At 71.0% G+C, this 23603-nt stretch carries 21 protein-coding genes; 14 read left to right on the forward strand and 7 right to left on the reverse strand.

Features of this window, described 5'->3' with window-relative positions; all coding sequences use genetic code 11:
• The first annotated feature begins 103 nt into the window (after positions 1-103).
• Entirely contained in the window at positions 104-607 is a 504-nt protein-coding gene (locus AB0Q90_RS14225) for a hypothetical protein (RefSeq protein WP_363165183.1), read from the forward strand.
• Here the strand turns inward: AB0Q90_RS14225 and AB0Q90_RS14230 are convergent.
• Complete coding sequence (locus AB0Q90_RS14230) at positions 555-965, reverse strand: PIN domain-containing protein (protein WP_363165182.1); 411 nt, start codon at positions 963-965, stop codon at positions 555-557. The two genes, AB0Q90_RS14225 and AB0Q90_RS14230, sit on opposite strands and share 53 nt — an antisense overlap.
• Positions 962-1183: a type II toxin-antitoxin system VapB family antitoxin gene (locus AB0Q90_RS14235; RefSeq protein ID WP_363165202.1), complete on the reverse strand. Its 222-nt coding sequence runs from the start codon at positions 1181-1183 to the stop codon at positions 962-964. Before AB0Q90_RS14235 ends, AB0Q90_RS14230 begins: the two co-directional genes overlap by 4 nt.
• A gap of 195 nt (positions 1184-1378) precedes the next feature.
• On the opposite strand from AB0Q90_RS14235, the gene AB0Q90_RS14240 reads away from it, so the two are divergent.
• From AB0Q90_RS14240 to AB0Q90_RS14265, 6 genes are all read left to right on the forward strand, one after another.
• Positions 1379-3262 carry a PA domain-containing protein gene (locus tag AB0Q90_RS14240; protein WP_363165181.1) on the forward strand — a complete coding sequence of 628 codons (1884 nt, stop codon included), beginning with the start codon at positions 1379-1381 and terminating at the stop codon, positions 3260-3262.
• Positions 3263-3533: 271 nt separating this feature from the next.
• Positions 3534-6161, forward strand: coding sequence for an RICIN domain-containing protein (locus AB0Q90_RS14245; protein WP_363165180.1), 2628 nt, complete (start codon positions 3534-3536; stop codon positions 6159-6161).
• A gap of 324 nt (positions 6162-6485) precedes the next feature.
• Positions 6486-6965 carry a bacterioferritin gene (bfr, locus tag AB0Q90_RS14250; protein ID WP_363165179.1) on the forward strand — a complete coding sequence of 160 codons (480 nt, stop codon included), beginning with the start codon at positions 6486-6488 and terminating at the stop codon, positions 6963-6965.
• 160 nt (positions 6966-7125) lie between these two features.
• Positions 7126-8184, forward strand: coding sequence for an iron ABC transporter substrate-binding protein (locus tag AB0Q90_RS14255; protein WP_363165178.1), 1059 nt, complete (start codon positions 7126-7128; stop codon positions 8182-8184).
• Between the two features lie 35 nt (positions 8185-8219).
• Complete coding sequence (locus AB0Q90_RS14260; protein ID WP_363165177.1) at positions 8220-9743, forward strand: iron ABC transporter permease; 1524 nt, start codon at positions 8220-8222, stop codon at positions 9741-9743.
• A gap of 1 nt (position 9744) precedes the next feature.
• On the forward strand, positions 9745-10821 hold the full coding sequence (locus AB0Q90_RS14265) for an ABC transporter ATP-binding protein (RefSeq protein WP_363165175.1): 1077 nt from the start codon (positions 9745-9747) through the stop codon (positions 10819-10821).
• On the opposite strand, the gene AB0Q90_RS14270 is transcribed toward AB0Q90_RS14265, so the two are convergent.
• Complete coding sequence (locus AB0Q90_RS14270; RefSeq protein ID WP_363165174.1) at positions 10809-12179, reverse strand: FAD-binding oxidoreductase; 1371 nt, start codon at positions 12177-12179, stop codon at positions 10809-10811. The two genes, AB0Q90_RS14265 and AB0Q90_RS14270, sit on opposite strands and share 13 nt — an antisense overlap.
• Before the next feature lie 148 nt (positions 12180-12327).
• On the opposite strand from AB0Q90_RS14270, the gene AB0Q90_RS14275 reads away from it, so the two are divergent.
• The 3 genes from AB0Q90_RS14275 (at position 12328) to AB0Q90_RS14285 (ending at position 14802) form a co-directional block, all read left to right on the forward strand.
• Positions 12328-13014, forward strand: coding sequence for a helix-turn-helix domain-containing protein (locus AB0Q90_RS14275; RefSeq protein WP_363165173.1), 687 nt, complete (start codon positions 12328-12330; stop codon positions 13012-13014).
• 82 nt (positions 13015-13096) lie between these two features.
• Complete coding sequence (locus tag AB0Q90_RS14280; RefSeq protein WP_363165172.1) at positions 13097-13987, forward strand: alpha/beta hydrolase; 891 nt, start codon at positions 13097-13099, stop codon at positions 13985-13987.
• Positions 13984-14802: an alpha/beta hydrolase gene (locus AB0Q90_RS14285; protein WP_363165171.1), complete on the forward strand. Its 819-nt coding sequence runs from the start codon at positions 13984-13986 to the stop codon at positions 14800-14802. Before AB0Q90_RS14280 ends, AB0Q90_RS14285 begins: the two co-directional genes overlap by 4 nt.
• A gap of 22 nt (positions 14803-14824) precedes the next feature.
• Here AB0Q90_RS14285 and AB0Q90_RS14290 read toward each other — a convergent pair whose 3' ends face one another.
• Both AB0Q90_RS14290 and AB0Q90_RS14295 read right to left on the reverse strand, forming a co-directional pair.
• Entirely contained in the window at positions 14825-16369 is a 1545-nt protein-coding gene (locus AB0Q90_RS14290; protein WP_363165170.1) for an HD domain-containing phosphohydrolase, read from the reverse strand.
• Between the two features lie 80 nt (positions 16370-16449).
• On the reverse strand, positions 16450-17805 hold the full coding sequence (locus tag AB0Q90_RS14295) for a phosphatase PAP2 family protein (RefSeq protein ID WP_363165169.1): 1356 nt from the start codon (positions 17803-17805) through the stop codon (positions 16450-16452).
• A 363-nt stretch (positions 17806-18168) separates the two neighbouring features.
• Here AB0Q90_RS14295 and AB0Q90_RS14300 point away from each other — a divergent pair, with 363 nt between their 5' ends.
• The 4 genes from AB0Q90_RS14300 (at position 18169) to AB0Q90_RS14315 (ending at position 21083) form a co-directional block, all read left to right on the forward strand.
• Positions 18169-18510 carry a helix-turn-helix domain-containing protein gene (locus AB0Q90_RS14300; RefSeq protein ID WP_363165168.1) on the forward strand — a complete coding sequence of 114 codons (342 nt, stop codon included), beginning with the start codon at positions 18169-18171 and terminating at the stop codon, positions 18508-18510.
• 259 nt (positions 18511-18769) lie between these two features.
• Positions 18770-18973 carry a cold-shock protein gene (locus AB0Q90_RS14305; RefSeq protein ID WP_037570240.1) on the forward strand — a complete coding sequence of 68 codons (204 nt, stop codon included), beginning with the start codon at positions 18770-18772 and terminating at the stop codon, positions 18971-18973.
• 190 nt (positions 18974-19163) lie between these two features.
• Positions 19164-20747 carry a DEAD/DEAH box helicase gene (locus tag AB0Q90_RS14310; RefSeq protein WP_363165167.1) on the forward strand — a complete coding sequence of 528 codons (1584 nt, stop codon included), beginning with the start codon at positions 19164-19166 and terminating at the stop codon, positions 20745-20747.
• A 54-nt stretch (positions 20748-20801) separates the two neighbouring features.
• The gene (locus AB0Q90_RS14315; protein WP_363165166.1) at positions 20802-21083 is read left to right on the forward strand and encodes an SCO5918 family protein; all 282 of its coding nucleotides are present in this window, start codon (positions 20802-20804) and stop codon (positions 21081-21083) included.
• A 21-nt stretch (positions 21084-21104) separates the two neighbouring features.
• On the opposite strand, the gene AB0Q90_RS14320 is transcribed toward AB0Q90_RS14315, so the two are convergent.
• Both AB0Q90_RS14320 and AB0Q90_RS14325 read right to left on the reverse strand, forming a co-directional pair.
• A complete protein-coding gene (locus tag AB0Q90_RS14320) occupies positions 21105-22340 on the reverse strand; it encodes a hypothetical protein (protein ID WP_363165165.1) in 1236 nt (411 codons plus the stop codon).
• Positions 22337-23551, reverse strand: a complete 1215-nt coding sequence (locus tag AB0Q90_RS14325) for a glycosyltransferase (protein ID WP_363165164.1) — start codon at positions 23549-23551, stop codon at positions 22337-22339. The genes AB0Q90_RS14320 and AB0Q90_RS14325 overlap by 4 nt, the downstream gene beginning before the upstream one ends.
• Between the last annotated feature and the right edge of the window lie 52 nt (positions 23552-23603).

Raw genomic sequence — 23603 nt, forward strand, 5'->3', positions numbered from 1 at the left:
GTGTGGGATTTTGAACCCACCGCGTCATCGCTGCCACGACGGTTTCAAGATCGCTCGGACGCCGACGAGCCGAAGATACCGGCGAGTTCCATTCGCGCACGACGTGGCACAGCTCTCGGCTCGGGCCCTGCTCGCCCGGCGCAGGACCGGAGCCTCGGGTCGCCCGCCCGCGGTGATCGACGCGACCTGGCTGCGTGAGCTGTGCCTGGCGGCCGGTGCGGACGACGCGGCCGCGGTGAGCCTGGACCACCCCGACCTGGCCGGCGAGCGCGAGTACGCGCAGTCCGCGCTGCCCGGCACCCGCAGCCTGATCGCGATGGCGGTCCGGATGAACCGCGACAACTGCCGCTCCCCCGCCCGCAGTGTGGCCGACCAGGAGTTCCACCAGGCCGACGAACAGGCCAACCACGCCGCCCGCAGCGTCACCCAGGCGCTCCAGGACGCCGGATACCGCGCGCTCAATCCCTCCGTCGGCTTCCCCCAGGAGATGGACCGCTTCCCCAGGGAACGGATCTGGGTGGTGGCACACAAGACGGTCGCGGTGGCCGCCGGACTCAGACGATGTCGTGGATGTTGTGCTCGGTCAGGTCGGATGCGTGCCGGGTAATGGCTCGGTAGTCGGTGTCGTCGTGCAGGACGGTCAGTCCGTGATGGGCTGCGGTCGCGGCGATGACGAGGTCCACCGCCGCAGCGCTGCGGTGCTCACCTGCCTGGGCCATACGGTGCTGCACTGCGCCGATCCAGCGCCCCGCGTTCTTCGGGACGGCCGCATCGGGGCAGAGGTCGGTGAACATCTCCGTGATCTCGTCGTACTCGCGTCCGTTCCGGGCACTGTGGAGGAACTCGGCGCGCTGCACGTAGCAGGATGCGATGGCCCCGGCGTCGATCGCGTCGTACCAGGCCGATTGCAGTTTCGGGTCGCGGAGCAACCGGACCAGGCCAGAGGTGTCGAGCAGGTAGATCACCGGCTGTTCTTCTCCGCCCGGTGCAGACGCTCGGCGTCCTCGACAGCACCCCACTCACGCGCTCGCTCGAAGTGGCGGCTGATGCGCGCGGCACGCTCCTGCTGCTCGGCGTAGAAGCGCAGAGCGAGGTTGACGGCCTCCTTCTTCGTCCTGACCTTGGACAGAGCCATCACACGTTCCAGGGCGTCATCGTCGATGTCGATCTGGGTCACCGGCAGTCAGAACACGCAGAGGACACCGGAGGTGTCGCGGGAGACGGGGACCACTGGCACCCCATCGGAAACCGACGCCGAATACGATCACGTTAACGCGGCTCCCCAACCCTTTCCTCACAGGCCACGCACAGAGTAGGTTCCCCTCGCTGCCCCCCGCGCTTCTTCACTCTCACACCAAGGAGAGCCATGGGAAGAGCCATGGGCAGAGCGAGGGTCCGCGTACGCGCCGCGAGTTGTCTCGCCGCGGCAGGCCTCGTCGCCGGTTCCTTCGCCGGTGTCGCCCGAGCACATGACGGTGTCTCCGCCGACGACGGCGGTATCGACAACGCCGGGGCCACACACGATCACCACAGCCACCAGCACGGTGGTGACGAGGGCCATCTCCCCGCCGGAAGTGAGAACGTCCGGCTCGTCAGCAAACTCGGCCTGAAGAACGTCGAGCCCGAGAAGATCGCCGACGTCGGCGTCTTCAAGGGGTACGCCTACCTCGCCGCCTGGGGCGGCGCGACCTGCAAGTACAACGGCGTGCACGTGGTGGACATCCGCAAGCCCGCCGCGCCCAAGGAGGTCGCCTTCATCCAGGCGAAGGAGGGCAGCGCACCGGGCGAGGGCATCCAGACCCTGCACATCGACACCCCGTACTTCAACGGGGACGTGCTGGTCAGCAACAACGAGAAGTGCAAGGAGGCCGCCGGCTTCGGCGGCATGAACCTCTACGACGTCAGCGACCCGACCCATCCGACCCCGCTCGCCGAGGGCGTCGGTGACCACACGGTCATGGGCCAGGGCAAGAAGGACGCCAACGACATCCACAGCGTGTTCGCCTGGGATGCGGGCGACAAGGCGTACGCGGTCATCGTCGACAACGAAGAGGGCCCCGATGTCGACATCGTCGACATCACCAACCCGAAGAAGGCCAAGGTCATCGCGGAGTACGACCTCGACGAGGCGTTCCCGCAGATCGTCCAGGACGCCCCGGCCAACCTCAGCGAGATCTTCCTGCACGACATGGTCGTCAAGGAGATCGGCGGCCGGCAGATCATGCTCGCCTCCTACTGGGACGCCGGCTACGTCACCCTCGACGTGACCGACCCGACCAAGGCCACCTACCTCGGCGACACCGACTTCGCCGCGCTCGACCCCGAGGCGCTGGAGAGCGGGTTCGAGGTGGCGCCCGAAGGCAACGCCCACCAGGCCGAGTTCACCCTCGACAACAAGTACGTCATCGGCGCCGACGAGGACTTCGGGCCGTACGCGCTCACCGCCCGCAACGTCACCGACGGCACCGACATCACGGCCAGCCAGGGCAGCAACACCACGCGCCTGGAGGAGGGGCAGACCATCACCGGCGACTCCGTCTTCGTCGGCCGGGCCTGCATCGGCGACCCGGCGGTCCCCGCCGGTGACCCGAGCGCGGTGGACGTCGCCGTCGTCGAGCGCGGAGTGTGCAACTTCAGCGAGAAGGTCGCGAACGTCATCGCGGCCGGCGGCTACGACGCCGTACTCGTCTTCAACCGCACCGGAACGGACGCCTGCGACCAGACCCTCGGCATGAGCGTCGAGGGCGACATCCCGACCTTCGGCGTCGCACCGCGCGGCCAGGGCTTCGCCATCTTCGGCCAGCCCTACGACGACGCGGCCTGCATGGCCGGAACCGGCCCCGCACAGCTGCCCGTTGCGCTCGGCACCAAGGGCGACCGGCTGACCTTCTCGTCGTACTTCGACGGCTGGGGCTACGCGCATCTGTACCGCAACGAGAGCGGCAAGCTCACCGAGCTGGACACCTACGCCGTTCCCGAGGCGCACGACCCGGCCCTCGCGACGGGATCCGGTGACCTCTCCATCCATGAGGTGGCCGTCTCCGAGAAGCGGGCCGACCTGCTCTACTTCTCGTACTACGCGGCCGGTCTGCGCGTCGCGAAGATCGTCGACAACGAGATCGTCGAGGTGGGCCGCTACATCGACGAGGGCGGCAACAACTTCTGGGGCGCCCAGGTCTTCGAGTCCGGCGGCAAGGAGTACGTCGCCGCCTCCGACCGCGACCACGGGCTCTACATCTTCGAGTACACCGGAGGACTGTGAGCAGCGGGCGCGGTCCGGAACGGGGCCGCTGACGACGGGACCTGAACGGGACCACTGACAACGCGGGGCCGCGCCGATGCAGGCGCGGCCCCGCGCGTTGCGCTTCAAGGGTCACACGGCCGCCGCGCGCCACGAGGCAACCCAAAAAAAGTTCCCGGCTCGCGGCAACCCTGTGCGGCGTCTGTGACCACAAGGGAGCGGATCCGGTCGATTTCGGTGGCCGGGATCCGGGTTTCTGTGGTGAACGGCTTACAAGGAGAACACCCCCCTCATGAACAACCCCACGAACGGCGGGCGGCGCGGGCGTCATCGTCGGCGCTGGACCGCCACCGGTCTGCTGCTCGGCGTGCCCGCTGTCCTCGTGCCGTATCTCCTGTTCGCGCAGGAGGACTCGCAGGCGGCGACGGTCGACGGCGATGCCTACTACGAGCTGGTTTCGGTGCGCAGCGGCAAGGTGTTGGACGTCAACGGCTTCTCCACCGCTGACGGCACTCGTATCCAGCAATACACCGACCAGAACACCGCCAATCAGCAGTGGAGGCTGAAGTCGGCCGGGGACGGCTACTACGAGCTGGTGAACCGCAACAGCGGCAAGGTGCTGGGCATAGCGGGTAATTCGACCGCTCAGGCGGCCGCCGCCGAGCAGCAGACCGACAGCTCCTCCACTTCGCAGGAGTGGCGGATCGACGAGGTGAGCGGTAGCGACGCCGTCACTCTCACGTCCCGCAGGAGCGGCCAGGTCCTGGACGTCTCCGGAGGCTCCACTGCCGACGGCGCGGTAGTCGTCCAGTATCCCGGCCGTGGCACCACCAACCAGCAGTGGAAGCTGGTGAAGACCGGTGAGACTCAGACGACGGCCGCGGCCGGATCGTATGCGTGGAAGAACGCCCAGGTGGTGGGCGGCGGTTACGTCACCGGGCTGGTGTTCAACCAGCGCGAGAAGGGCCTGCTGTACGCGCGCACCGACATGGGCGGCGCCTACCGCTGGGACGCCGGGGCCGAGCAGTGGATCCCGCTGACCGACTGGATCGGCGAGAAGGACTGGAACCTGCTGGGCATCGATTCGGTGGCCACCGACCCCGTAGACCCCAAGCGGCTCTACCTCGGGGCGGGCACCTACACCAACGACTGGGCGGGCAACGGCGCGATCCTGCGCTCCACCGACAAGGGCCGCACCTTCAAGCGCACCAACCTGCCCTTCAAGCTGGGCGCCAACGAGGACGGCCGCGGGGCGGGCGAGCGGCTGGTGGTCGACCCCGCGAACAACGCCAACCTGCTGCTGGGCAGCCGCAAGAACGGCCTGTGGCGCAGCACCGACTACGGCAAGACATGGAGTCAGGTCTCCTCGTTCCCCGTCAAGGACGGGGCGAGCAGTGGCGGGGGCATCTCCTTCGTGACGTACGGCCCGGCCGGCAGCAAGACGGTCTACGTCGGCGTCGGCGACAAGTCCACGTCCCTGTACCGCTCCACCGACGGCGGCGGCAGCTGGCAGGCCGTCTCCGGGCAGCCCACCGGTCAGCTGCCGCAGCACGGCGTGCTCTCCGGTGACGGCTCGCTGTACCTGACGTACACCGACAACCTCGGGCCCAACGGCGTGACGGCGGGTTCGGTGTGGAAGTACACGCCGGCCGGCGGGACCTGGAAGAACATCTCCCCGTCCCAGGGCAGTTACGGGTTCTCCGGTCTGGCCGTCGACCCGCGCAAGCCGTCCACGGTGATGGTCACCACCCTCGGCCGCTGGTGGCCCGAGGACGAGATCTACCGGACCACCGACGGCGGCGCGAACTGGAAGGCACTGGCCGACAGGTCGGAGCGGGACGCCTCCGGCGCTCCTTACGTCGGCACGCACACCGGGCACTGGATGACCGCCCTGGCCATCGACCCCTTCAACTCCGGGCACGTGCTGTACGGCACCGGCAACGGCATCCTGCGCAGCAAGGACGCCAATGCCTCCGACAGCGGCGGCACCAGCCACTGGAGCATGGGCGCCCGAGGGCTGGAGGAGACCGCGCTGATGGACGCGATCGCGCCTCCCGGCGGTGCCGCCGTCATCACCTCCATGGGCGACCAGGGCGGCTTCCGGCACGGCTCCCTGACCAAGGTGCCCTCCGGGCGGCTGAGCAACCCGATGATGACCAACAGCACCGATATCGACTTCGCCCAGTCCAAGCCCGCGCTGATGGTCCGCGTCGGCCGTGGCGGCGCGCAGGACGGCGCCTACTCCACCGACGGCGGCAGCAGCTGGACCGGCTTCAAGGCGGAGCCGGTGGCCGGTGCCCAGGACGGCCGTGTCGCGCTCGCGGCGGACGGCTCCGCCATCATCTGGACCCAGGCCGGCCAGTCCCCGTACCGCTCGACCGACAACGGGGCGAGCTGGTCGCGGGTCAACGGCCTGGGCACCGACGCCGTGGTCGTCGCCGACCGCTCCTCGGCCAAGACCTTCTACTCACTGTCCGGCGGCACGCTCTACGCCAGCACCGACGGCGGCGCGACCTTCACCGCCCGGGCCGGCAACCTGCCCACCGGCCGGCTCACGGCCGTCCCCGGCATCGCCGGTGACCTGTGGATCGCCGGCGGTGACAAGGGACTGATGCACTCCACCGACGGCGGCCGTACCTTCACCACGCTCAGCTCGGTGAAGGCCGCCTCCGCCCTCGGCTTCGGCAAGGCCAAGCCGGGCGCCTCCTACCAGGCGCTGTACCTGATCGGCACCGTCAAGGACGTCACCGGCGTCTTCCGCTCCACCGACAAGGGCGCCACCTGGCTCCGCGTCAACGACAAGGCCCACCAGTGGGGCGCCATCGGCGGCGTGGGCGTCATCACCGGCGACCCGGACGTCTTCGGCCGGGTCTACGTCGGCACCAACGGACGCGGCCTGCAGTACGGCAGCCCGTCCTGACCCAGGCGCCCCAGCGGGGCCGCAGCCGCGACGCTCTGCGGCCCCGCACGGTTGAAGGACCTCGCGCAGGCGTGGGCCGCGCGTGAACGACCCGCACTGCCCACTGCGCGTCACGACTTCAGCGCCCTTGAGGTCACCGGCCGCCCCGACGGGAAAGCGCGCTATGGTCGAAGAACTGGCGCCATCGACAGCGTCCTGGCCTCATCGGACGGGTCGGCCGGCTGCGATGAGAGTGCGTGCGGCGAGCGTCCGCCCATGGGTGAGCCGCCGGTGGCAAGGGGCGCATGGCGTCGGGTCGGTCCCTCTCGGGAAGGACGGCTTGCCATGAAGAGCGACCCCGAGGTTCTTGAGTTCCTCAATGAGCAACTGACCGCGGAGCTGACGGCCATCAACCAGTATTTCCTGCACGCCAAGATGCAGGAGAGCAACGGTTGGACGAAGCTCGCCCAGCAGACGCGACATGAGTCGTTCGACGAGATGAACCATGCGGAGACTCTCACCGACCGCATCCTGCTGCTCGACGGCCTGCCCAACTACCAGCGGCTCTTCCATGTGCGGGTGGGCCAGAGCGTCACCGAGATGTTCCAGGCGGACCGCGAGGTCGAGGTCGAGGCGGTCGACCGTCTCCGGCGCGGCATCGAGGTCATGCGCGCCAAGGGCGATGTCACCTCGGCGAACATCTTCGAGTCGATCCTCGCCGACGAGGAACAGCACATCGACTACCTCGACACGCAGCTTGCGTTGATCGAGAAGCTGGGCGAGCCGCTCTACCTCGCCCAGGTCGTCGAGCAGCCCGAGAGCTGACCGCCGGGCCGGCGGTGCCGGATTCACGGTACGGGGACGATCTCACCCCGACACCTCACAAAAGTAGCCACACGCGGCATTTGTGAGGTTAGCCTGAACTAAGGAAGTTTAGCCTGACCTAACCAGGACCCGGCATGACCGGTGGCGGAGGAGCGGGATCGTGAGCATCTCCGGGATGAGGCCCCTGCTGGCATCCGCCCTCGGCGGTCTGTTGGCCCTGGGAGCCACGGCCTGCGACTCCGAGCAGGCCGCGGGGACAGCCGAGGCCCAGGCACGCACGGACGAGAAGATCACCGTGTACAGCGGCCGGAGTGAGTCGCTGGTCGAGCCCGTGCTGGAGGACTTCCAGGAGGCGAGCGGCATCACCGTCGAGGTGCGCTACGGCGATACCGCGCAGATGGCCGCCCAGTTGCAGGAAGAGGGCAGCCGAAGCCCGGCGGACGTCTTCCTCGCGCAGGACGCCGGGGCCCTGGGTTCCGTGGCCGAGAAGGGGCTCTTCGCCGAGCTGCCCGACGAGGTGCTGGACAAGGTGCCGTCCGCCTACCGGGACGAGGACGGCGAGTGGGTCGGCGTGACGGGCCGGGTGCGCACGATGGTCTACAACACCGACCAGGTCCCCGAGGCCGATCTGCCCGAGTCGGTGTTCGAGCTGACCGAACCGGAGTGGAAGGGCGAGGTGGGCATCGCTCCCACCAACGGCTCGTTCCAGGCGTTCATCACGGCGATGCGGGTGGAGCACGGTGACGAGAAGACCGAGGACTTCCTCGCGGGGCTGAAGAACAATGACGCCCAGATCCGCGAGGGGAACTCGCAGATCGTCGCCGACGTCGACTCCGGCAGGCTCGCCACCGGGCTGGTCAACCACTACTACGTGTACGAGCTGGCCAAGGAGGAGGGCACCGACGTGGACGCCCTCAAGGCGAAGAACCACTTCTTCCCGAACAAGGACATCGGCAGCCTGGTCAACGTCTCCGGCGTGGGCGTACTGGACAAGGCCGACGACGATCCCGATGTCCGCGAGTTCGTCGACTACCTGCTGGGCACCCAGGCGCAGACCTACTTCGCCGAGCAGACGTACGAGTACCCGCTGATCGACGGCGTCGACGCCGACCCCGGCCTGCCCGCGCTGTCGTCGCTGAACACGCCGGACATCGACCTGGGCGACCTGGACGACCTGGCGACCACCATCGAAATGATCAAGGAATCGGGGCTCGTCTGACCACATGGACCACCCTGCGCCGGGCACGGCGGCTGGTGCCGCGCCCGGCACTGGCCTGCGGGGCGGCGCTCGCCGTCGGCGTCGCGCTCATTCCGCTGGCCTATCTGGGGATCCGGGTCGGCGAAGCGGGCTGGGACCGGATCGCCGACGAACTGTTCACCGAGCGCACCGGAAGACTGATCGTCCGCAGCCTGGCGCTGGCCGCGGTCGTCACCTCGGCCTGCACGGTCCTGGGCGTGGCCGCGGCGTTCCTGGTCACCCGCACCGACCTGCCGGCCAGGCGGCTGTTCGGCGTACTCGCCGCGCTTCCCCTCGCGATTCCCAGTTACGTCGCCGCCTTCGCCTGGGTGTCCACGGTGGAGGACTTCGAGGGCTTCTGGGCGGCGGCCCTCGTCCTCACGCTGGTCTCGTACCCGTACGTCTACCTGCCGGTCGCGGCCGCGCTCGTAGGCGTCGATCCGGCGCAGGAGGAGGTGGCCCGGTCGCTGGGGCGCGGACCATGGCGTACGACCGTCGGCGTGACGCTGCGCCAGGTGCGGCCGGCGGTGGCGGCGGGCGCGCTGCTGGTCGCGCTGTACGTGCTCTCCGACTTCGGCGCCGTCTCGATTCTGCGGGTGAACGTCCTGACCCGGGCCGTCTTCACCCTGATCAACCTCGGCTTCGACCGCACCGGGGCGCTCGTGCTCGCCACCGCCCTTGTCGCCCTCACCACGGTGGTTCTGCTGGCCGAGCAGCTCAGCCGACGGCGCGCGGCCCGCTACGCCCGCCTCGGCGGCGGGGCGCCCCGGCCGCCGACGCGACTGCGGCTGGGCCGGTGGCGCGGGCCGGCCGTGCTCGGGCTCGCCGGTGTGATCGGGGCGGCTCTCGGTGTGCCGGCGGTGAGTCTGCTCCGGTGGTTCGGCGAGGGGGTGTCGCGGCCGGGGTCGCTCGGCGAGCTCGCCGACGCGGCGGGGAACTCGCTGTGGGTCGCCCTGCTGGGCACGGGCCTGACCCTGCTGCTCGCGCTGCCGGTGGGGCTGCTGTCCGCCCGCGCCCCCGGTCTGCTGGCCGTGGCCCTTGACCGCCTCGCCTATCTCTCGCACGCGCTGCCCGGCCTGGTCATCGGGCTGTCGCTGGTGTTCTTCGGCATCAATGTGGCCTACCCGCTCTACCAGAGCGTGTGGCTGCTCGCGCTCGCGTACGCGGCCCTGTTCCTGCCCCTCGCGGTCGCGGCCGTCCACGCGGCCGCGGCCCAGGCCCCACCCGTACTGGAGGACGTGGCCCGCTCGCTCGGCCGGCGCCGGACGTACGTACTGCGCACGGTGACCCTGCCCCTGGCCGCGCCCGGCATCGGCGCCGGTGCCGCGCTGGTCTTCCTCACCTGCATGAAGGAGCTGCCCGCCACGCTGCTGCTGCGCCCCACCGGAATGGACACCCTCGCCACCGGTCTGTGGAAGCACACCTCGGTCGCCGCGTACGCGGCCGCCGCGCCCTACGCGGCCCTGCTGGTGCTCATCGCCGCCGTGCCGACGTGGTGGCTGTCGGCGCGCACCGGCGTTCTCACCCGTACAGGCGGCTGACATGGCGGAACTGAGCATCATCGGCGTCCACAAGGCCTACGGCCGTGTCCGGGCGCTGTCCGGCGTGGACCTCGACGTCCGCTCCGGGACGCTGGTCGCCGTGCTCGGCCCCTCCGGCTCGGGCAAGACCACGCTGCTGCGCTGCATCGCGGGCTTCGAGGCGCCGGACGCCGGAGAGATCCGGATCGACGGCCGCCCGGTCGCCGGCCCCGACACATCGGTGCCGCCGGAGCGGCGGCGGATCGCGGTGGTGCCCCAGGAAGGCGCGCTCTTCCCCCACCTGTCCGTCCTCGGCAACGTCGCCTACGGGCTCGGCCGCGCCGCCCGCAAGGCCGGCCGGGCGTCCGCCGTGCTGGACCTGGTGGGTCTTGCGGGCTTCGAGAACCGCATGCCGCACCACCTCTCCGGCGGACAGCAGCAGCGCGTCGCGGTCGCCCGGGCACTCGCGCCGCGCCCCCCGATCGTGCTCCTCGACGAACCGTTCAACGCACTCGACGCCGCCCTGCGGGCCGAGCTGCGACGGGACGTCTGGCAGGCCCTGCACGCCGACGGCGCCACAGCCGTCCTGGTCACCCACGATCAGGCGGAGGCACTGTCGATGGCCGAGGAGATCGGTGTCATGCGGGACGGCCGCATCGTCCAGACCGGCCCCCCGGAACTCCTCTACGGCTCACCCGCCGACCCGTGGGTGGCCGGGTTCGTCGGCGAGGCCGTATGGCTGCCCGGCGTATCGGAGGGCGGCCGGGCTCGCACCCCGCTCGGCACGATCGGCCTCACACCGCTCAAAGCCGGCGCGCCGACCGGTCCGACCCTCGTGCTGCTACGGCCCGAGCAGATCACCCTCGCCCCGCCGGACGCCCAGGACGCGGTCACCGCGACCGTGACACGCCGCGACTTCTACGGCCACGACGCGATGCTCACCCTGCGCCTGCCCGACGGCACACCGGTCGCCGCCCGCATCTTCGACCCGGCAACCCTGCCACCCACCGTCGGCGACCGCGTCGGCCTACGCGTCCACGGCACCGGCCGCGCCTTCCCGCCCGACGAGCGACCGGGCGGCCCCGCTCAGCCAGGCTGAATGTTCTTGTTGTGGTGGAAGGCGTTGTCGGGGTCGTACTTGGCCTTGACCTCGGCCAGTCGGCGGTAGGTGGGTTCGCCGTAGGCCTCTCGGACGCGGCTGGTGTCGTCGTCGGCGTCGAGGAAGTTGACGTAGACGGTGTTGGCGCGGTGGGGGTGGAGGGCGTGGAGGAAGCGGCGGGCCCAGGCGGTCTCGGCCGTGGTGTGTTCGGGCGGCTCGCCGGGGAGCCATACGGCGTCGATGTTGATGTTGTGGGTGACGTCGCGGCCGGCGTAGGCGGTGGCGGTGGGGGTGACTCGGCGGACGGCGCCGCCCATGTGGAACATCACGGCGTACGACCGGGGCGAGCCGGCGCTGTAGGCGTGGTCGGCGATGACGGAGATGGTGTCGTCGGACAGGTCGGCGAGGTCCGTGGACTTCCAGTAGTAGTGCCAGCCGTGGGGCACTGTGTCGTCGGTGGCGGCCTGGAAGGCGGCGTACGGGTTGGGTGCGAGCAGGTCCACCAGCGGCTTTCCCAGGCGGCGCAGGGGCTCCACCGCGCGCTCGCCGTCGGCGATCGGGCCTGCGTAGCAGCAGACCACGGCGATGGCGGGCCGCCAGTGCAGTTCCTGGGGGACGGCGGGCAGCGGGGGAACGGTTCCGAGACGAACCACGGTGCCGAGTTCTTCGGGTGCCGCGGCGGTGAAGTCCCGGTAGAAGCGCAGTACGTCGGTGGTGTCGTCGGCCGCCCAGAAAACGGGGCCTGCCAGGACCGTCGGGCCGACGGGGTGCAGCGCGAACCGGAACGTCGTGACGACGCCGAAGTTTCCGCCGCCGCCGCGCAGCGCCCAGTACAGATCGGGGTGGTCGTCGGCGGACGCGCGGAGGATGCTGCCGTCGGCGGTGACCACCTCTGCGGTCAGGAGGTTGTCGACGGCGAGCCCGTGTTTGCGCATGAGGAAGCCGATGCCGCCGCCGAGGGTCAGCCCGGCGACGCCGGTGTGGCTCACGATGCCGCCGGTGGTGGCCAGGCCGTGGGCCTGCGTCTCGTGGTCGACGTCGCCCCACAGGGCACCGCCCTGGACCCGGGCCGTGCGCTCGGCGGGGTCGACCGACACGGCCCGCATCGCGGAGAGGTCGACGACGATCCCGTCGTCGCACACCGCGGTACCGGCGACGTTGTGGCCGCCGCCCCGCACGGCGATCTCCAGGTCGTGGTCCCGGGCGAACCGTACGGCCGCGGCCACGTCCGCGGTGCCCGCGCACCGGGCGATCAGCCGCGGGTGCCGGTCCACGGCGCCGTTCCAGACAGCCCGGGCGGTGTCGTGGTCGGCGTCGTCACGGGTGATCAGCCGGCCTCGGAATCCGTCGATCTTCATCGCGGTCGCCTCCTCGCACGGTGGCCGACATGCTCGGAGGTCCTGCTCTCCTCCTCGCCCATCGGTCTCATCGCACCTCCTGAGGCCGTGGCTGTGAAGTCACGAATCTGGACTTCAGGGCCCGGGGCAGCGGTGGGACACTGAGGGCGTGCGGAGCTATGGGCAGTACTGTCCGATCGCCCGCGGCGCCGAGATCTTCGCCGAGCGCTGGACGCCGTTGATCATCCGCAATCTGTACCTGGGCTGCGGAAGCTTCGGCGAGATCCTGGAGGGCGCCCCCGGGCTCTCCCGCACCCTGCTCTCGCAGCGGCTCAAGCAGCTCGAACGGCTCGGCATCGTCAGCGCGGAACCCAAGCCCGACGGGCGCGGCAGCCACTACGAGCTCACGCCCGCGGGGCACGACCTGTTCAAGGTCTGTGTGTCACTCGGCGAGTGGGGTGCCGCCTGGCTGGAGATCGCCCCCGAGCACCTCGATCCCTTTGTGGCGCTGTGGTCGATGTGCAACATGCTCCGCCGGGACCGGCTCCCGGACCGGCGCGTCGTCGTCCGCTTCGACTTCACCGGCCGCCCGCACCCCGAGCGGTACTGGCTGCTGATCGAGCACGGAGAGACCGAGATCTGCCGGACGTACCCCGGACTCGACGAGGACCTCTACATCACGGCGGAGGCCGAGGCCTTCGTCAAGTGGCACGCCGGCCAGCAGACCTGGGCCGACGCCGTCCGCGACCAGCGCATCCAGCTCCACGGGCCCTCCTGGCTGGTACGGGCGTTCCCCGCGTGGAACGCCCGCAGCGCCTTCGCCCACATCAAGCCGGTAAGGCCGGCAGATGGGTAGGTCTGCCGATGCGCGCCCGACCGTCGTGGAGCGAGCCTGATGCTGTCCCTTCGAGGTCGAGTCGAGCAGAGGAGCGGCAGCGATGGCACGCATCGGCGGGGGCGCCGTCGCCCCGACGGAGCCCATGGAGTTCGTACAGGTCAACGGGGTGCGTCTGGCGTACGAGGCGATCGGGGAGGGGGCGGTTCCGCTCGTTCTGGTGCACGGCAGTTGGGGTTCGCACCACAACTGGGATCCGGTCGTGCCCGGCCTGGCCCGGCGGTTCCGTGTCTTCACCTACGACCGGAGGGGTCACAGCGACAGCGAGCGTCTGTCCGGCCAGGGCAGCTTCACCGAGGACGTGGCCGACCTGGCCGCGCTGATCGAGCGTCTCGGGGCAGTCCCCGCATGGGTCGCCGGCAACTCGGCCGGCGCGGTCATCACGCTGCGGCTGGCGGCGGCCCGCCCGGACGTGCTGCGCGGGATCGTCGTGCACGAGCCGCCTCTGTGGTCCCTGCTCGCCCCGGGCAGTCCCGAGGCCGCCGCGTACGAGGCCGCCGGGCGTGGGCCGCTCGCGGAGGTGCTGCGCCGTATCGCTGCGGGTGACCACGCCGGGGCGGCGGAGTTGTTCGTCGACGGGGTGGCTCTTGGGCCCGGCAGCTGGGCGCGGATGCCCGAGGGCATGCGGCGGACGTTCGTCGAGAACGCCCCGACGTACTACGACGAGGGGAACGACCCCGCCGCCGACACCATCGACGAGGCCGCGCTGGCCCGGTATCGCGGGCCGGTGCTGATCACCTCCGGCGACCGGAGCCCGCCGCTGTTCCGGCCGGTGCTGACCCGGCTCGCGGAGCTGCTGCCGCAGGCCGAGCACGCCGTCTACGCCGGTGCGGGACACATTCCGCACGTGACACATCCGGAGTCGTTCGTGCACGAGGTCATGGCGTTCATGTCCCGGCCGGACGGCGGGACCCGTGAGGAGGCACGGAGATGAAGAGCGTGAGCACTGGCCTCGCCGCCGACCGGTTCGACGTCCGGGCACCCGACGGGACCGCGATCGCGGTGTGGGTCGAGGGCGAGGGACCCGCGCTGGTGATGGTGCACGGTTCGCTGCAGGACCACACCGTTTCGTCCGCCCTGGTGGGCGAACTCCGTACGGACATCTCCACGTTCGCCGTGGACCGGCGCGGCTTCGGCGCGAGCGGCGACGGCACCGCGTATGCGATCGAGCGGGAGTTCGAGGACGTCGCCGCCGTGGTCGACACGGTCGCCGCGCGGGTCGGCGGCCCGGTCGCCGTATGGGGCCACTCCTACGGGGCGAGCCTCGCGATGGGCGGCGCGACGCTCACGGGGAACATCAGCCATCTGCTCCTGTACGAGCCCAGTCTCGGGCTCGCCTACCCCGAGGGTTGGATCGAGAAGGCCGAGAAGGCGCTGGCCGACGGCGACGACGAGGCGGTCGTCGTCCTGGTGCTCCGGGACGTCCTCGAATTCACCGACGACCGGATCCGTGCCGTGCGGTCCGGCCCGGAATGGGCCCGCCGTGTCGCCGTGGCACCGACCGTGGCACGGGAGGCGCGTGCAGAGGAGGGCTGGGTGTACCGGCCGGGCCGGTTCGAAGGAATCACGGCGCGGACGCTGTTGCTGTCCGGCTCGGAGAGCCCACCGGCCCTCAAGCAGGCCACCGACGCGGCAGCTGCGGCGATCCCCGGCGCCCGGATCCGCCTCCTCGACGGTCACGCACACATCGCCCACCGCACCGAACCCGCCATGGTGGCGGCCGTCGTACGGGAGTTCCTCGCGTCGTGACCGCGCGCAGCAGCGTGGCGGCTCAGCCCCGCAGCAGGTCGTGCTCCATGGCGAACAGGGCGGCCGCCGCGCGCGTGGAGCTGCCGATCTTGCCGTAGATGTGCTGGACGTGGTGCTCGGCGGTGCGGGGCGAGATCACCAGCCCTCTCGCGATCTCCTTGTTCGTCCGGCCGCGGGCCAGCAGCCGCAGGACGTCGACCTCCCGGTCCGTGAGCCCGGCGGGCCGGCCCGGCCGGACCGGCGACGGCGCCTGTCCGGCGGCGGCGACGACGGCCCGCACGCAGTCGGGGTCGAGGCGGCCGGCCGCGGCTTCCCCGGCCAGCAGGTCGGCGGCCCCGGCCGGGCTGCGGGCCGGCCGGTGCGGGCGGTCCTGGGTGGCTGCCTGGAAGGTGTCGGCCGCCGCGAGGATCCGGGCCGCCATGGGGATCCCGGCGGCCGGCAGCCGGCGGTGGTAGCCGCTGCCGTCCAGTCGTTCGTGATGCAGACCCGCGATGTGCCCCAGCGGTTCGAGGACCTGCGAGCAGGCCAGGATCCGCTCCGTGTGGTACGGGTGCAGCCGGATCTGCTCGCGTTCCGTACGGGTCACCGGGCCGGGCCTGTCCCAGATCCCGCTGGAGACGCCGACGCGCCCCAGGTCGTGCAGGAGGGCGGCCCGCCGCAGGTCCTCGACCTCGCGTTCCGCCAGCCCGAGCGAGCGGCCGGCTCCTTCGGCCAGCTCGGCGACTCCCGCCGAGTGCCCCAGCAGATAGGCCGCCTTGAGATCGACCATGTCCGCAAAGCCGCGCGCCACTTGGTCGAACTCGCTCCCGGCGATGTACCTCACGGGCGCCGGTTCGGCCGCCAGGACCGCCTCCCACGGATCCACGGCGTCGATCTCACGCAGCAGGGCGCTCCCGTGGCGCTCGAAGACGTCGACGACCGACGGGTCGAACCAGCCACCGGTACGCCGGTCCACCATGGCCATGGCCGACTCCGGGCCGCCCTTGAGGTGGAACAGCAGTGCCTGGTTGGCGACTTCGCTGATCCGGGCCGGGAGCACGATCTCGTCCTTGGCCAGTCCCTCCGGCAGCCCCTTGCCGTCCCACCGCTCGAACTGCTGGTACAGACAGTCCCGGACCTCCTGGCCGAGCCCGAGGCGTCCGGCGAGCAGAGAGCCCGCCTCACAGATGGACCGGAAGATCGTCTTCCCGTACTGAAGATCTCCCACGACGGCCCGGGTGAGCAGGCGCGGCCGGTGCACGCCCGTGCCCCGGCCGGTGCCGAGTGTCAGGGCGAGCATCTCCCGGGCGCTGCCGAAGTCCGCGGGTTCGGCGGCCGACCGGGACGCGAGTTCGTCGCCCCCGTACACGCGGGCCTCCACTGCCGCGGTGGCCGTACAGCCGAGGTGGCGCAGCAGCGAGGCGAGGTAGACGCCGCGTACCTGCCCGTCGGGCAGGTCGAGGGCGCGGGCCAGACCGGTCGCCAGCAGGCAGGACCGGACCGCCGTCTCCGGCGGTCGCCCCATGCCGAGATCGGTGGCCACCGACAGGGCGGCCAGCAGATCCATCAGCCGCAGCTGGTCCCGCATGGTCACTCCCCAGCCATAGGCGCAGGTCCATTTTCCCACCTGCCCGGGCCACCGGCCTCGCCGTCGTGCTGTCACCCGGTTCAGATCAGTTCCGGCTGGCGCTCCGGTTGGTCTGCCCGTGCGGGGGCTTCCGGTTCCCACTGGCGGACGGTGCGTACGTAGCCGTAGACCACCGAGCCCATCGCCAGCAGCAGGAGCGGTCCCGCCGCCCATGCGTGCTGGGCCATCTCCAGCGGCAGGAAGCGGTACGACGTCAGAAGGGCTACGAAGACCGTCGCGCCGTACGCGGTCAGCCGGACGCCGGCCCGGTCCCAGCCGCGGTCGTACGTGCGCAGGGCCGTCTCGATCGTGAGCGTGAAGACCACGCCGGCTATGAGGTCCACGCCGTAGTGGTAGCCGAAGCCCAGGGTCGCGGCGAGCGTGGCTATCAGCCAGAACGTGCCCGCGTAGCGCAGGATGCGCGGGCCCTTGCGGGAGTGGATGAAGATCGCGGTGGCCCAGGCCGTGTGCAGGCTGGGCATGCAGTTGCGCGGGGTGAACTCGTCGAACGGCATGGAGTGCGGGATGTCCAGCGGCGGTGGCGTGTCCGGCCACACGTGGGCTATGGCCCACTGCGCGCTGGGCGCCATCTTCGGCGACCACAGGCTGATCGGCGCCCAGTGCTCGGCGCCGGTGCCGTAGGCGAAGAGCGGTCCGACCACCGGGTAGATCATGTAGATCGCGGGCCCGAGGAGGCCGATCACCAGGAAGGTGCGCACCAGGTGGTGGCGGGGGAAGCGGCGCGCCGTCGCCACGTTGCGCAGCTGGTACAGCGCGACCACGACCGCGGCCACCGCGAGCTGGCCGTAGACGGTGTCGAGGAAGTTGAAGCCGATCGGGCCGGTGGCCGTGACGACGCGGCCCATCAGCCAGGACGGGTTGCCGAGGGCGTGGTCGGCGGTCGCCATGTACTGGTCGAGGACGACGGGGCGGGTCTTCGAGGTGATGAGCAGCCAGATGTCGCCGGTCTTGCGGCCGGTCAACAGCAGCAGGCTCAGTCCGACGCCCTTCAGCAGCAGGACACGTTCCTGGCCGGTGCGGCGAGTGACGGCGAGGACCGCGCAGCCCAGAATCACCCACAGCGCGCCGTTGCCGAAGGGGTGGCCGTGGGTCACCTCGGCGCCGACCGCCCAGCGGGCCGTCGCGAAGGCGAGGTCGATACCGATCGCGGTGCCGAGCGCGACGAAGCGCTGCCGCCAGGTGAGCACCACCATCATCAGCGCCATGGCCGCGTACAGCATGCCGCCGGACTTCGGGGGGAACACCACCTCCCGCATCTGGATGGTGATCGGCCCGGGCAGGCCGTAGTGACGTGCGGCGATCTCCAGGGCGACAAGGAATCCGAGGGCCACGACGCCTGCTACGGCCCAGAGTCTCGCTCGTGGCTGACGCCACACCGAGAGCGCGATTCTGCGGTCTGCCGGCGCAGGAGACCGCGGAGGTATGTGTGTCAATTTCTGCCAGGTTGCTAGTCGTCGGTGAAAGGGCATGAAGAACCGCCCGTCCGACGGGGGAAGACGGAAAGTTCAGAGGCCGGGTTCCGGCCCGGCTCCGGTGCAAGGCGTTGCCGGACGCCCGCGACGGCACTGGCAGGCGCTTCCTGCAACGCGGTCGTCACGGCCGCCGATGGACCTTGCCAGCCCTCGCGCTGAGCGAACCACAGCGAATCTGCGCAGGTCAATAGGGATGCGGGCGAGTGAACACGGTCACCTGGCCCCGGCCTCAGTAGTGTGGTGCACCCACTCCGTGACGAAGGTGCCATGCACGCCGAGAACCTCCCCGCCGACCGTGCACCGGACGGCGACCAGCCCTCCTACAGCATGGGGCGGGCCGCTGCCGTGCTCGGGGTCACGCCCGCGTTCCTGCGGGCCGTCGGCGAGGCCGGGCTGATCACGCCCTCGCGCTCGGAGGGCGGTCACCGCCGCTACTCGCGCCGTCAGCTGAGCATCGCCGCACGCGCGCGTGAACTGGTGGACCAGGGCACGCCCATCGGGGCCGCCTGCCGCATCATCGCGCTGGAGGACGAGCTCGCGGAGGCCCGTCGGCTGAACGAGGAATTGCGCCGGCGGCACGGGGACCCCGGCGCGGGCGGAGCGACCTGAAAATATCTGTCGCGGCCGCTGTAGATATTTCTTCCGATGCCACTGGATTTGCTGGTCAGAGGCCCGCTGTGAAGAAAACCTCCGGACCCCGCACCAAGGCCTGTGGTACCGTGGAAATAGTTGCAGTTTTGGTTACCAGAGACACCCAGAGATTTCATTTCCGGGAGCTTTCCGGATATTTCCGGAGGGGCGATCATCGCGGCGACTCCGGTTTCTGCAAAGTGCGGAATCCGGCCACTGCCCCAAAGGGAGATACAGCATGGCAACTGGCACCGTGAAGTGGTTCAACTCGGAAAAGGGCTTCGGCTTTATCGAGCAGGACGGCGGCGGCCCCGACGTCTTCGCCCACTACTCGAACATCGCCACCCAGGGCTTCCGTGAGCTTCAGGAGGGCCAGAAGGTGACCTTCGACGTCACGCAGGGTCAGAAGGGCCCGCAGGCCGAGAACATCGTTCCCGCCTGACGCCGACGCGTCGCGTTCCACGTGACCGGGGCCCGCACTTTCGGGTGCGGGCCCCGATTCGTTGTTTTTCCCTCGGCCTTTTCCCCGTCGGCCAACCGCAGGCTCACTCTTGCGAATCCCGGTACGGCTCCCCACCGTCGGCGGGAATTCCTCGATACGTGCCGCATCGAGGAAGGTTTGCAAAAACCGTATGAACCGCATGAACCGTACCAACGGCACGAGCCAAACGAACCGCTCGAACCAAACCAACCGCTCGAACCGCTCGAACCGCACGTCCGCCGGAGCCGGCCGGCGCGGTCGTCGCCCGAGCGGCGCCCCCGCGGCCCGCGAGGAGTTCGCGCCGCCGGTCACCGGCACCCCGGCCCTGCCGCCCGTCGAGACGTTCGACGAACTCGATCTGCCCGAGGCGCTCCCGGCCGCGCTGCGCGCCGAGGGCGTGACCGTGCCGTTCCCCATCCAGGGGGCCACCCTCCCGGACTCGCTGGCCGGACGTGATGTCCTGGGCCGCGGCCGTACCGGTTCGGGCAAGACACTCGCCTTCGGCCTCGCCCTGCTCGCCCGCACCCATGGACAGCGTGCCGAGCCCCGCAAGCCGCTGGCCCTCGTCCTCGTGCCCACCCGGGAACTGGCCCAGCAGGTCACCGACGCGCTCACGCCCTACGCCCGTGCGCTGCGCCTGCGGCTGACCACCGTCGTCGGCGGTCTGTCGATCGGCCGCCAGGCGGGCGCGCTGCGCTCCGGCGCCGAGGTCGTCGTCGCGACTCCGGGGCGGCTGAAGGACCTCGTCGAACGGGGCGACTGCTCCCTCGGCCAGGTCGCCATCAGCGTCCTCGACGAGGCCGACCAGATGGCCGACATGGGCTTCATGCCGCAGGTCACCGCGCTGCTCGACCAGGTGCGTCCCGACGGTCAGCGGCTGCTGTTCTCCGCCACCCTCGACCGTGACGTCGACCGGCTGGTGCGCAAGTACCTGCACGACCCCGTCGTGCACTCGGTCGATCCCCCGGCGGGCGCGGTCACCGCGATGGACCACCACGTGCTGCACATCGAGGACGACGACAAGCACGCCACCACGACCGAGATCGCCGCCCGCGACGGGCGGGTGATCATGTTCCTGGACACCAAGCACGCGGCGGACCGGCTGGCGAAGAAGCTGCTGGCGGTCGGCGTGCGCGCGGCGTCCCTGCACGGCGGCAAGTCCCAGTCCCAGCGCACCCGGACGCTCGCCCAGTTCAAGGACGGCCATGTCACCGCCCTGGTCGCCACCAACGTCGCGGCCCGCGGCATCCACGTCGACGAGCTCGACCTCGTCGTCAACGTCGATCCGCCCGCCGACCACAAGGACTACCTGCACCGCGGCGGCCGTACCGCACGCGCCGGCGCGTCCGGCACCGTCGTCACCCTGGTCCTGCCCCACCAGCGGCGCGCGATGACCCGGCTGCTGGACGATGCCGGTATCGCCGCACGGACCACCCGGACCCGCCCGGGCGAGGCCGAGCTGAGCCGTATCACCGGGGCCCGGACGCCGTCCGGGACGCCCGTCGTCCTCGCCGCCCCGGCGCCCGCCGAACGGCCCAAGAGCACCCGCCCCGCCGGCCGCCGCCGCTCCTCGGCCAAGCCGAAGCAGAACGGCAGCCCGAGGCAGGGCGGCAGCCCGAGGCAGGGCGCCAGCCCCAAGCAGAGCGGCAGCCCGAAGCAGAACGTCAGCCCGAGGCCCAAGCAGAACCAGAAGCCCAAGCAGAACCCCAAGCCCAGGCCGAGCACGAACGCATAGCCCGTACGGCGCCGGCCCCCCGGCCGGCGTACCCCCTAACGCTGTGGAGGCACCATGCGCTGCGTCATCGCCCGTTTTCCCTTCGACTTCACCAAGGCCGAGGTGGAGCGGTCCATGGAGGGCATCAAGCCCGAAGCCGTCACCGGGGTGTCCGTGGCCATCGGCCGCCGCACCTACCCCGTCATGCAGGTCGGCGAGGTGATCACCCGGCAGGACCGCCGCGACTTCACCGTGGGCGAGGTCCGCAGGGCGCTGACCCGGCTCGGCTTCGTCTGCCAGGACGCCCCGCCCGCGCCGACCCCCGACCCCTGGCAGCCGACCCCCACCCAGCCGTAGGTCCGTCGGTCCCGACGCCGCCTACGGCACCCCGAGCTCGAACAGCGCGTACCCCGCATACGAACCGGACGCCAGGGCCGCGAGGCCCAGCAGCGTGCAGAGCTCGGCCGGGGCGAGGCGGCGCAGGGCGAGGGCCGGGGGGACGAAGAGCGGGAAGAGCGGGAGCAGGTAGCGCGAGACGTTGGCGAAGATCTGCTGGCTGCCCAGGACGAGGACGAGCGTGAGGGCGGTGTAGGTGACCAGGACCGCCGGGGGGCGCAGCCGCACCAGCAGCGGAAGCAGGGCGAGGGCCAGCAGGACCACGCCGGTCGCGATCAGGTCGGCGTAGGGCCATACGAAGAGGTAGTCGGAGTGGCCGACCGGGACCGAGGTGAGCACGTCCACGGTGTGCCGGCCGTAGTCCCACTCGTGGGCCCAGGCGCCTGACTGGAGCTTGAAGTAGCCGCCGTAGTCGCCCATGCGGTGGCCCGTCCAGGCCAGGTAGGCGAGCAGGCCGAGGGGGGCGAGGGCCATCGCGGTCACCGGGCGCAGGATGCCGTCCTGGCGGCGGCGGAGCGCGAGCAGGGCCGCCACGGCGACGGCGCCGATCAGTGCCACGGCCGTGGGGCGGTTGAGTCCGGCCGCGCAGGTGAGGAGGCCGGCGGTGAGCCAGCGGCGGGTCATGACGGCATGGCAGGCCCAGGCGGCCAGGGCCACGTAGAGGGAGTCGGAGTAGACCGCCCACTCCACGCCCGAGCCGGGCCATACGGCCCACAGTCCGGCCGCGGCCAGCCCGGCCCGCGTGCCGCCCAGCCGGGCGGTGACGGCGAAGATGCCGAGGGCGGCCGCGAAGGACGCGACCACGGAGACCAGCAGGCCGGCGCCGTACAGGCCGAGGCCGGTGAGCTCGGAGACCAGGCGCATCGCGGCCGGGTAGAGCGGGAAGAACGCCGCCGAGTTGCCTTCGAGGGTGATCAGGCCGGTGGCTCCGGGCACCGGGACCAGCTCGGGGTGGTATCCGTGCGCGGCGACCTGCTGGTACCACCAGCCGTCCCAGGTGGCCAGGACGTCCCACGGGTGCTCGCCGCCGCCGAACCGCGGGTGCTTCTCGCGGTAGTCCCCGGCGGAGTGCAGCAGGTACATGAAGACGCCGAAGCCCAGGAGCTTCAGCGTGCCGTACAGGGCGAGTACGGGGCCGTACCGCTCGGCGGCGCGGCGCCATCGCGGGGCGGCGGGCTCCTCCGACAGCCGTACGTTCCGGGCGAGTGTCGTCGTCATGCGCGGAACACCCACGCCCTGAAGAGCAGGAACCGCAGGAGGGTCGCGGCCAGGTTCGCGGCGAGCAGTACGGCGAGTTCGGTGCCGTGCGTCGCGGACGGCACCGCCTGGTGCAGGGCGGCCAGTGCTCCGCCGGTGAGCGCCAGTCCGACGAGGAAGACCACAAGGCCCCTGCCCTGGTGGCGCAGCGCGCCGCCGCGGCCCCGGAGCCCGAAGGTCAGCCGCCGGTTCCCTGCGGTGTTGGCGACGGCGCAGACCAGCAGCGCGAGCGCGTTGGCGGCCTGGGCTCCCGTCGCCGGACGCAGCGCCGCGTACAGCAGCAGATGTCCGAGGGTGCTCAGCGCTCCCACGACGGCGAAGCGCAGGAGCTGGGCGACCAGCCCGCCCGGGGGTTCGGCGCGGCCGCCGCGGCGCAGGGCGGCCGGCGGAAGGGTGCCGCGGGCCAGCGCCCCGCCGATCCTGGCGATGCCCCGCAGGTCGGCCAGCGCGGTGGCGAGGAGGTCGACCCTGCTGTCGGGGTCGTCCACCCAGTCGACCGGCACCTCGTGGATCCGCAGCCCGGCCCGTTCGGCGATCACCAGCAGTTCGGTGTCGAAGAACCACCCGGAGTCCTGCACCAGGGGCAGCAGCCGCTCGGCCACATCGCGCCGCACCGCCTTGAACCCGCACTGCGCGTCGGAGAAGCCCACGGCGAGGGTGGAGCGCAGGAGGGCGTTGTAGCAGCGGGAGGTGATCTCCCGCTTGGGACCGCGCACCACCCGGGAGCCGGGGGCGAGCCGGGTGCCGATGGCGATGTCGGAGTGCCCGGATATCAGCGGGGCGACGAGCGGCAGCAGCGCGGCCAGTTCCGTGGACAGGTCGACGTCCACGTAGGCGAGCACCGGGGCCCGCGACTGCGACCAGGCGGCCTGCAGCGCCCGGCCGCGGCCCTTCTCGGCCAGCCGCAGCCAGCGCGCTTCGGGGAGTTCCTCGGCCAGCCGGGCGGCGATGCGCGGGGTGTCGTCGGTGCTGGCGTTGTCGGCGACGGTGATGCGGAACGGGTAGGGGAAGGTCTCGCGCAGGTGGGCGTGGAGCCGTCGCACGCTCGGTTCGAGATCCGTCTCCTCGTTGAACACGGGGACGACGACGTCCAGGACGGGCTCCGGGTGGTGCGTGGGCACGGGTGCGCGTCGCGGCAGACAGCCCAGGGCCGGCGGTACCTGGTTTCTCATGGTTTGTCCTTGTCTGTGCAGTGGCGCAGGGCGTGCCGAAGCGACGTTGCTC

The organism is Streptomyces sp. NPDC079141 (assembly GCF_040686775.1).
Taxonomy (GTDB): domain Bacteria; phylum Actinomycetota; class Actinomycetes; order Streptomycetales; family Streptomycetaceae; genus Streptomyces.

Excerpts from the sequence above, each read along its gene's own strand:
- AB0Q90_RS14285 (WP_363165171.1), top strand. The coding sequence starts at position 13,984 with ATGAAGAGCGTGAGCACTGGCCTCGCCGCCGACCGGTTCGACGTCCGG.
- AB0Q90_RS14315 (WP_363165166.1), top strand. The coding sequence starts at position 20,802 with ATGCGCTGCGTCATCGCCCGTTTTCCCTTCGACTTCACCAAGGCCGAG.
- bfr (WP_363165179.1), top strand. The coding sequence starts at position 6,486 with ATGAAGAGCGACCCCGAGGTTCTTGAGTTCCTCAATGAGCAACTGACC.
- AB0Q90_RS14305 (WP_037570240.1), top strand. The coding sequence starts at position 18,770 with ATGGCAACTGGCACCGTGAAGTGGTTCAACTCGGAAAAGGGCTTCGGC.
- AB0Q90_RS14270 (WP_363165174.1), bottom strand. The coding sequence starts at position 12,179 with ATGAAGATCGACGGATTCCGAGGCCGGCTGATCACCCGTGACGACGCC.
- AB0Q90_RS14290 (WP_363165170.1), bottom strand. The coding sequence starts at position 16,369 with ATGCGGGACCAGCTGCGGCTGATGGATCTGCTGGCCGCCCTGTCGGTG.
- AB0Q90_RS14280 (WP_363165172.1), top strand. The coding sequence starts at position 13,097 with ATGGCACGCATCGGCGGGGGCGCCGTCGCCCCGACGGAGCCCATGGAG.
- AB0Q90_RS14310 (WP_363165167.1), top strand. The coding sequence starts at position 19,164 with ATGAACCGCATGAACCGTACCAACGGCACGAGCCAAACGAACCGCTCG.
- AB0Q90_RS14320 (WP_363165165.1), bottom strand. The coding sequence starts at position 22,340 with ATGACGACGACACTCGCCCGGAACGTACGGCTGTCGGAGGAGCCCGCC.
- AB0Q90_RS14240 (WP_363165181.1), top strand. The coding sequence starts at position 1,379 with ATGGGCAGAGCGAGGGTCCGCGTACGCGCCGCGAGTTGTCTCGCCGCG.
- AB0Q90_RS14300 (WP_363165168.1), top strand. The coding sequence starts at position 18,169 with ATGCACGCCGAGAACCTCCCCGCCGACCGTGCACCGGACGGCGACCAG.
- AB0Q90_RS14265 (WP_363165175.1), top strand. The coding sequence starts at position 9,745 with ATGGCGGAACTGAGCATCATCGGCGTCCACAAGGCCTACGGCCGTGTC.
- AB0Q90_RS14325 (WP_363165164.1), bottom strand. The coding sequence starts at position 23,551 with ATGAGAAACCAGGTACCGCCGGCCCTGGGCTGTCTGCCGCGACGCGCA.
- AB0Q90_RS14245 (WP_363165180.1), top strand. The coding sequence starts at position 3,534 with ATGAACAACCCCACGAACGGCGGGCGGCGCGGGCGTCATCGTCGGCGC.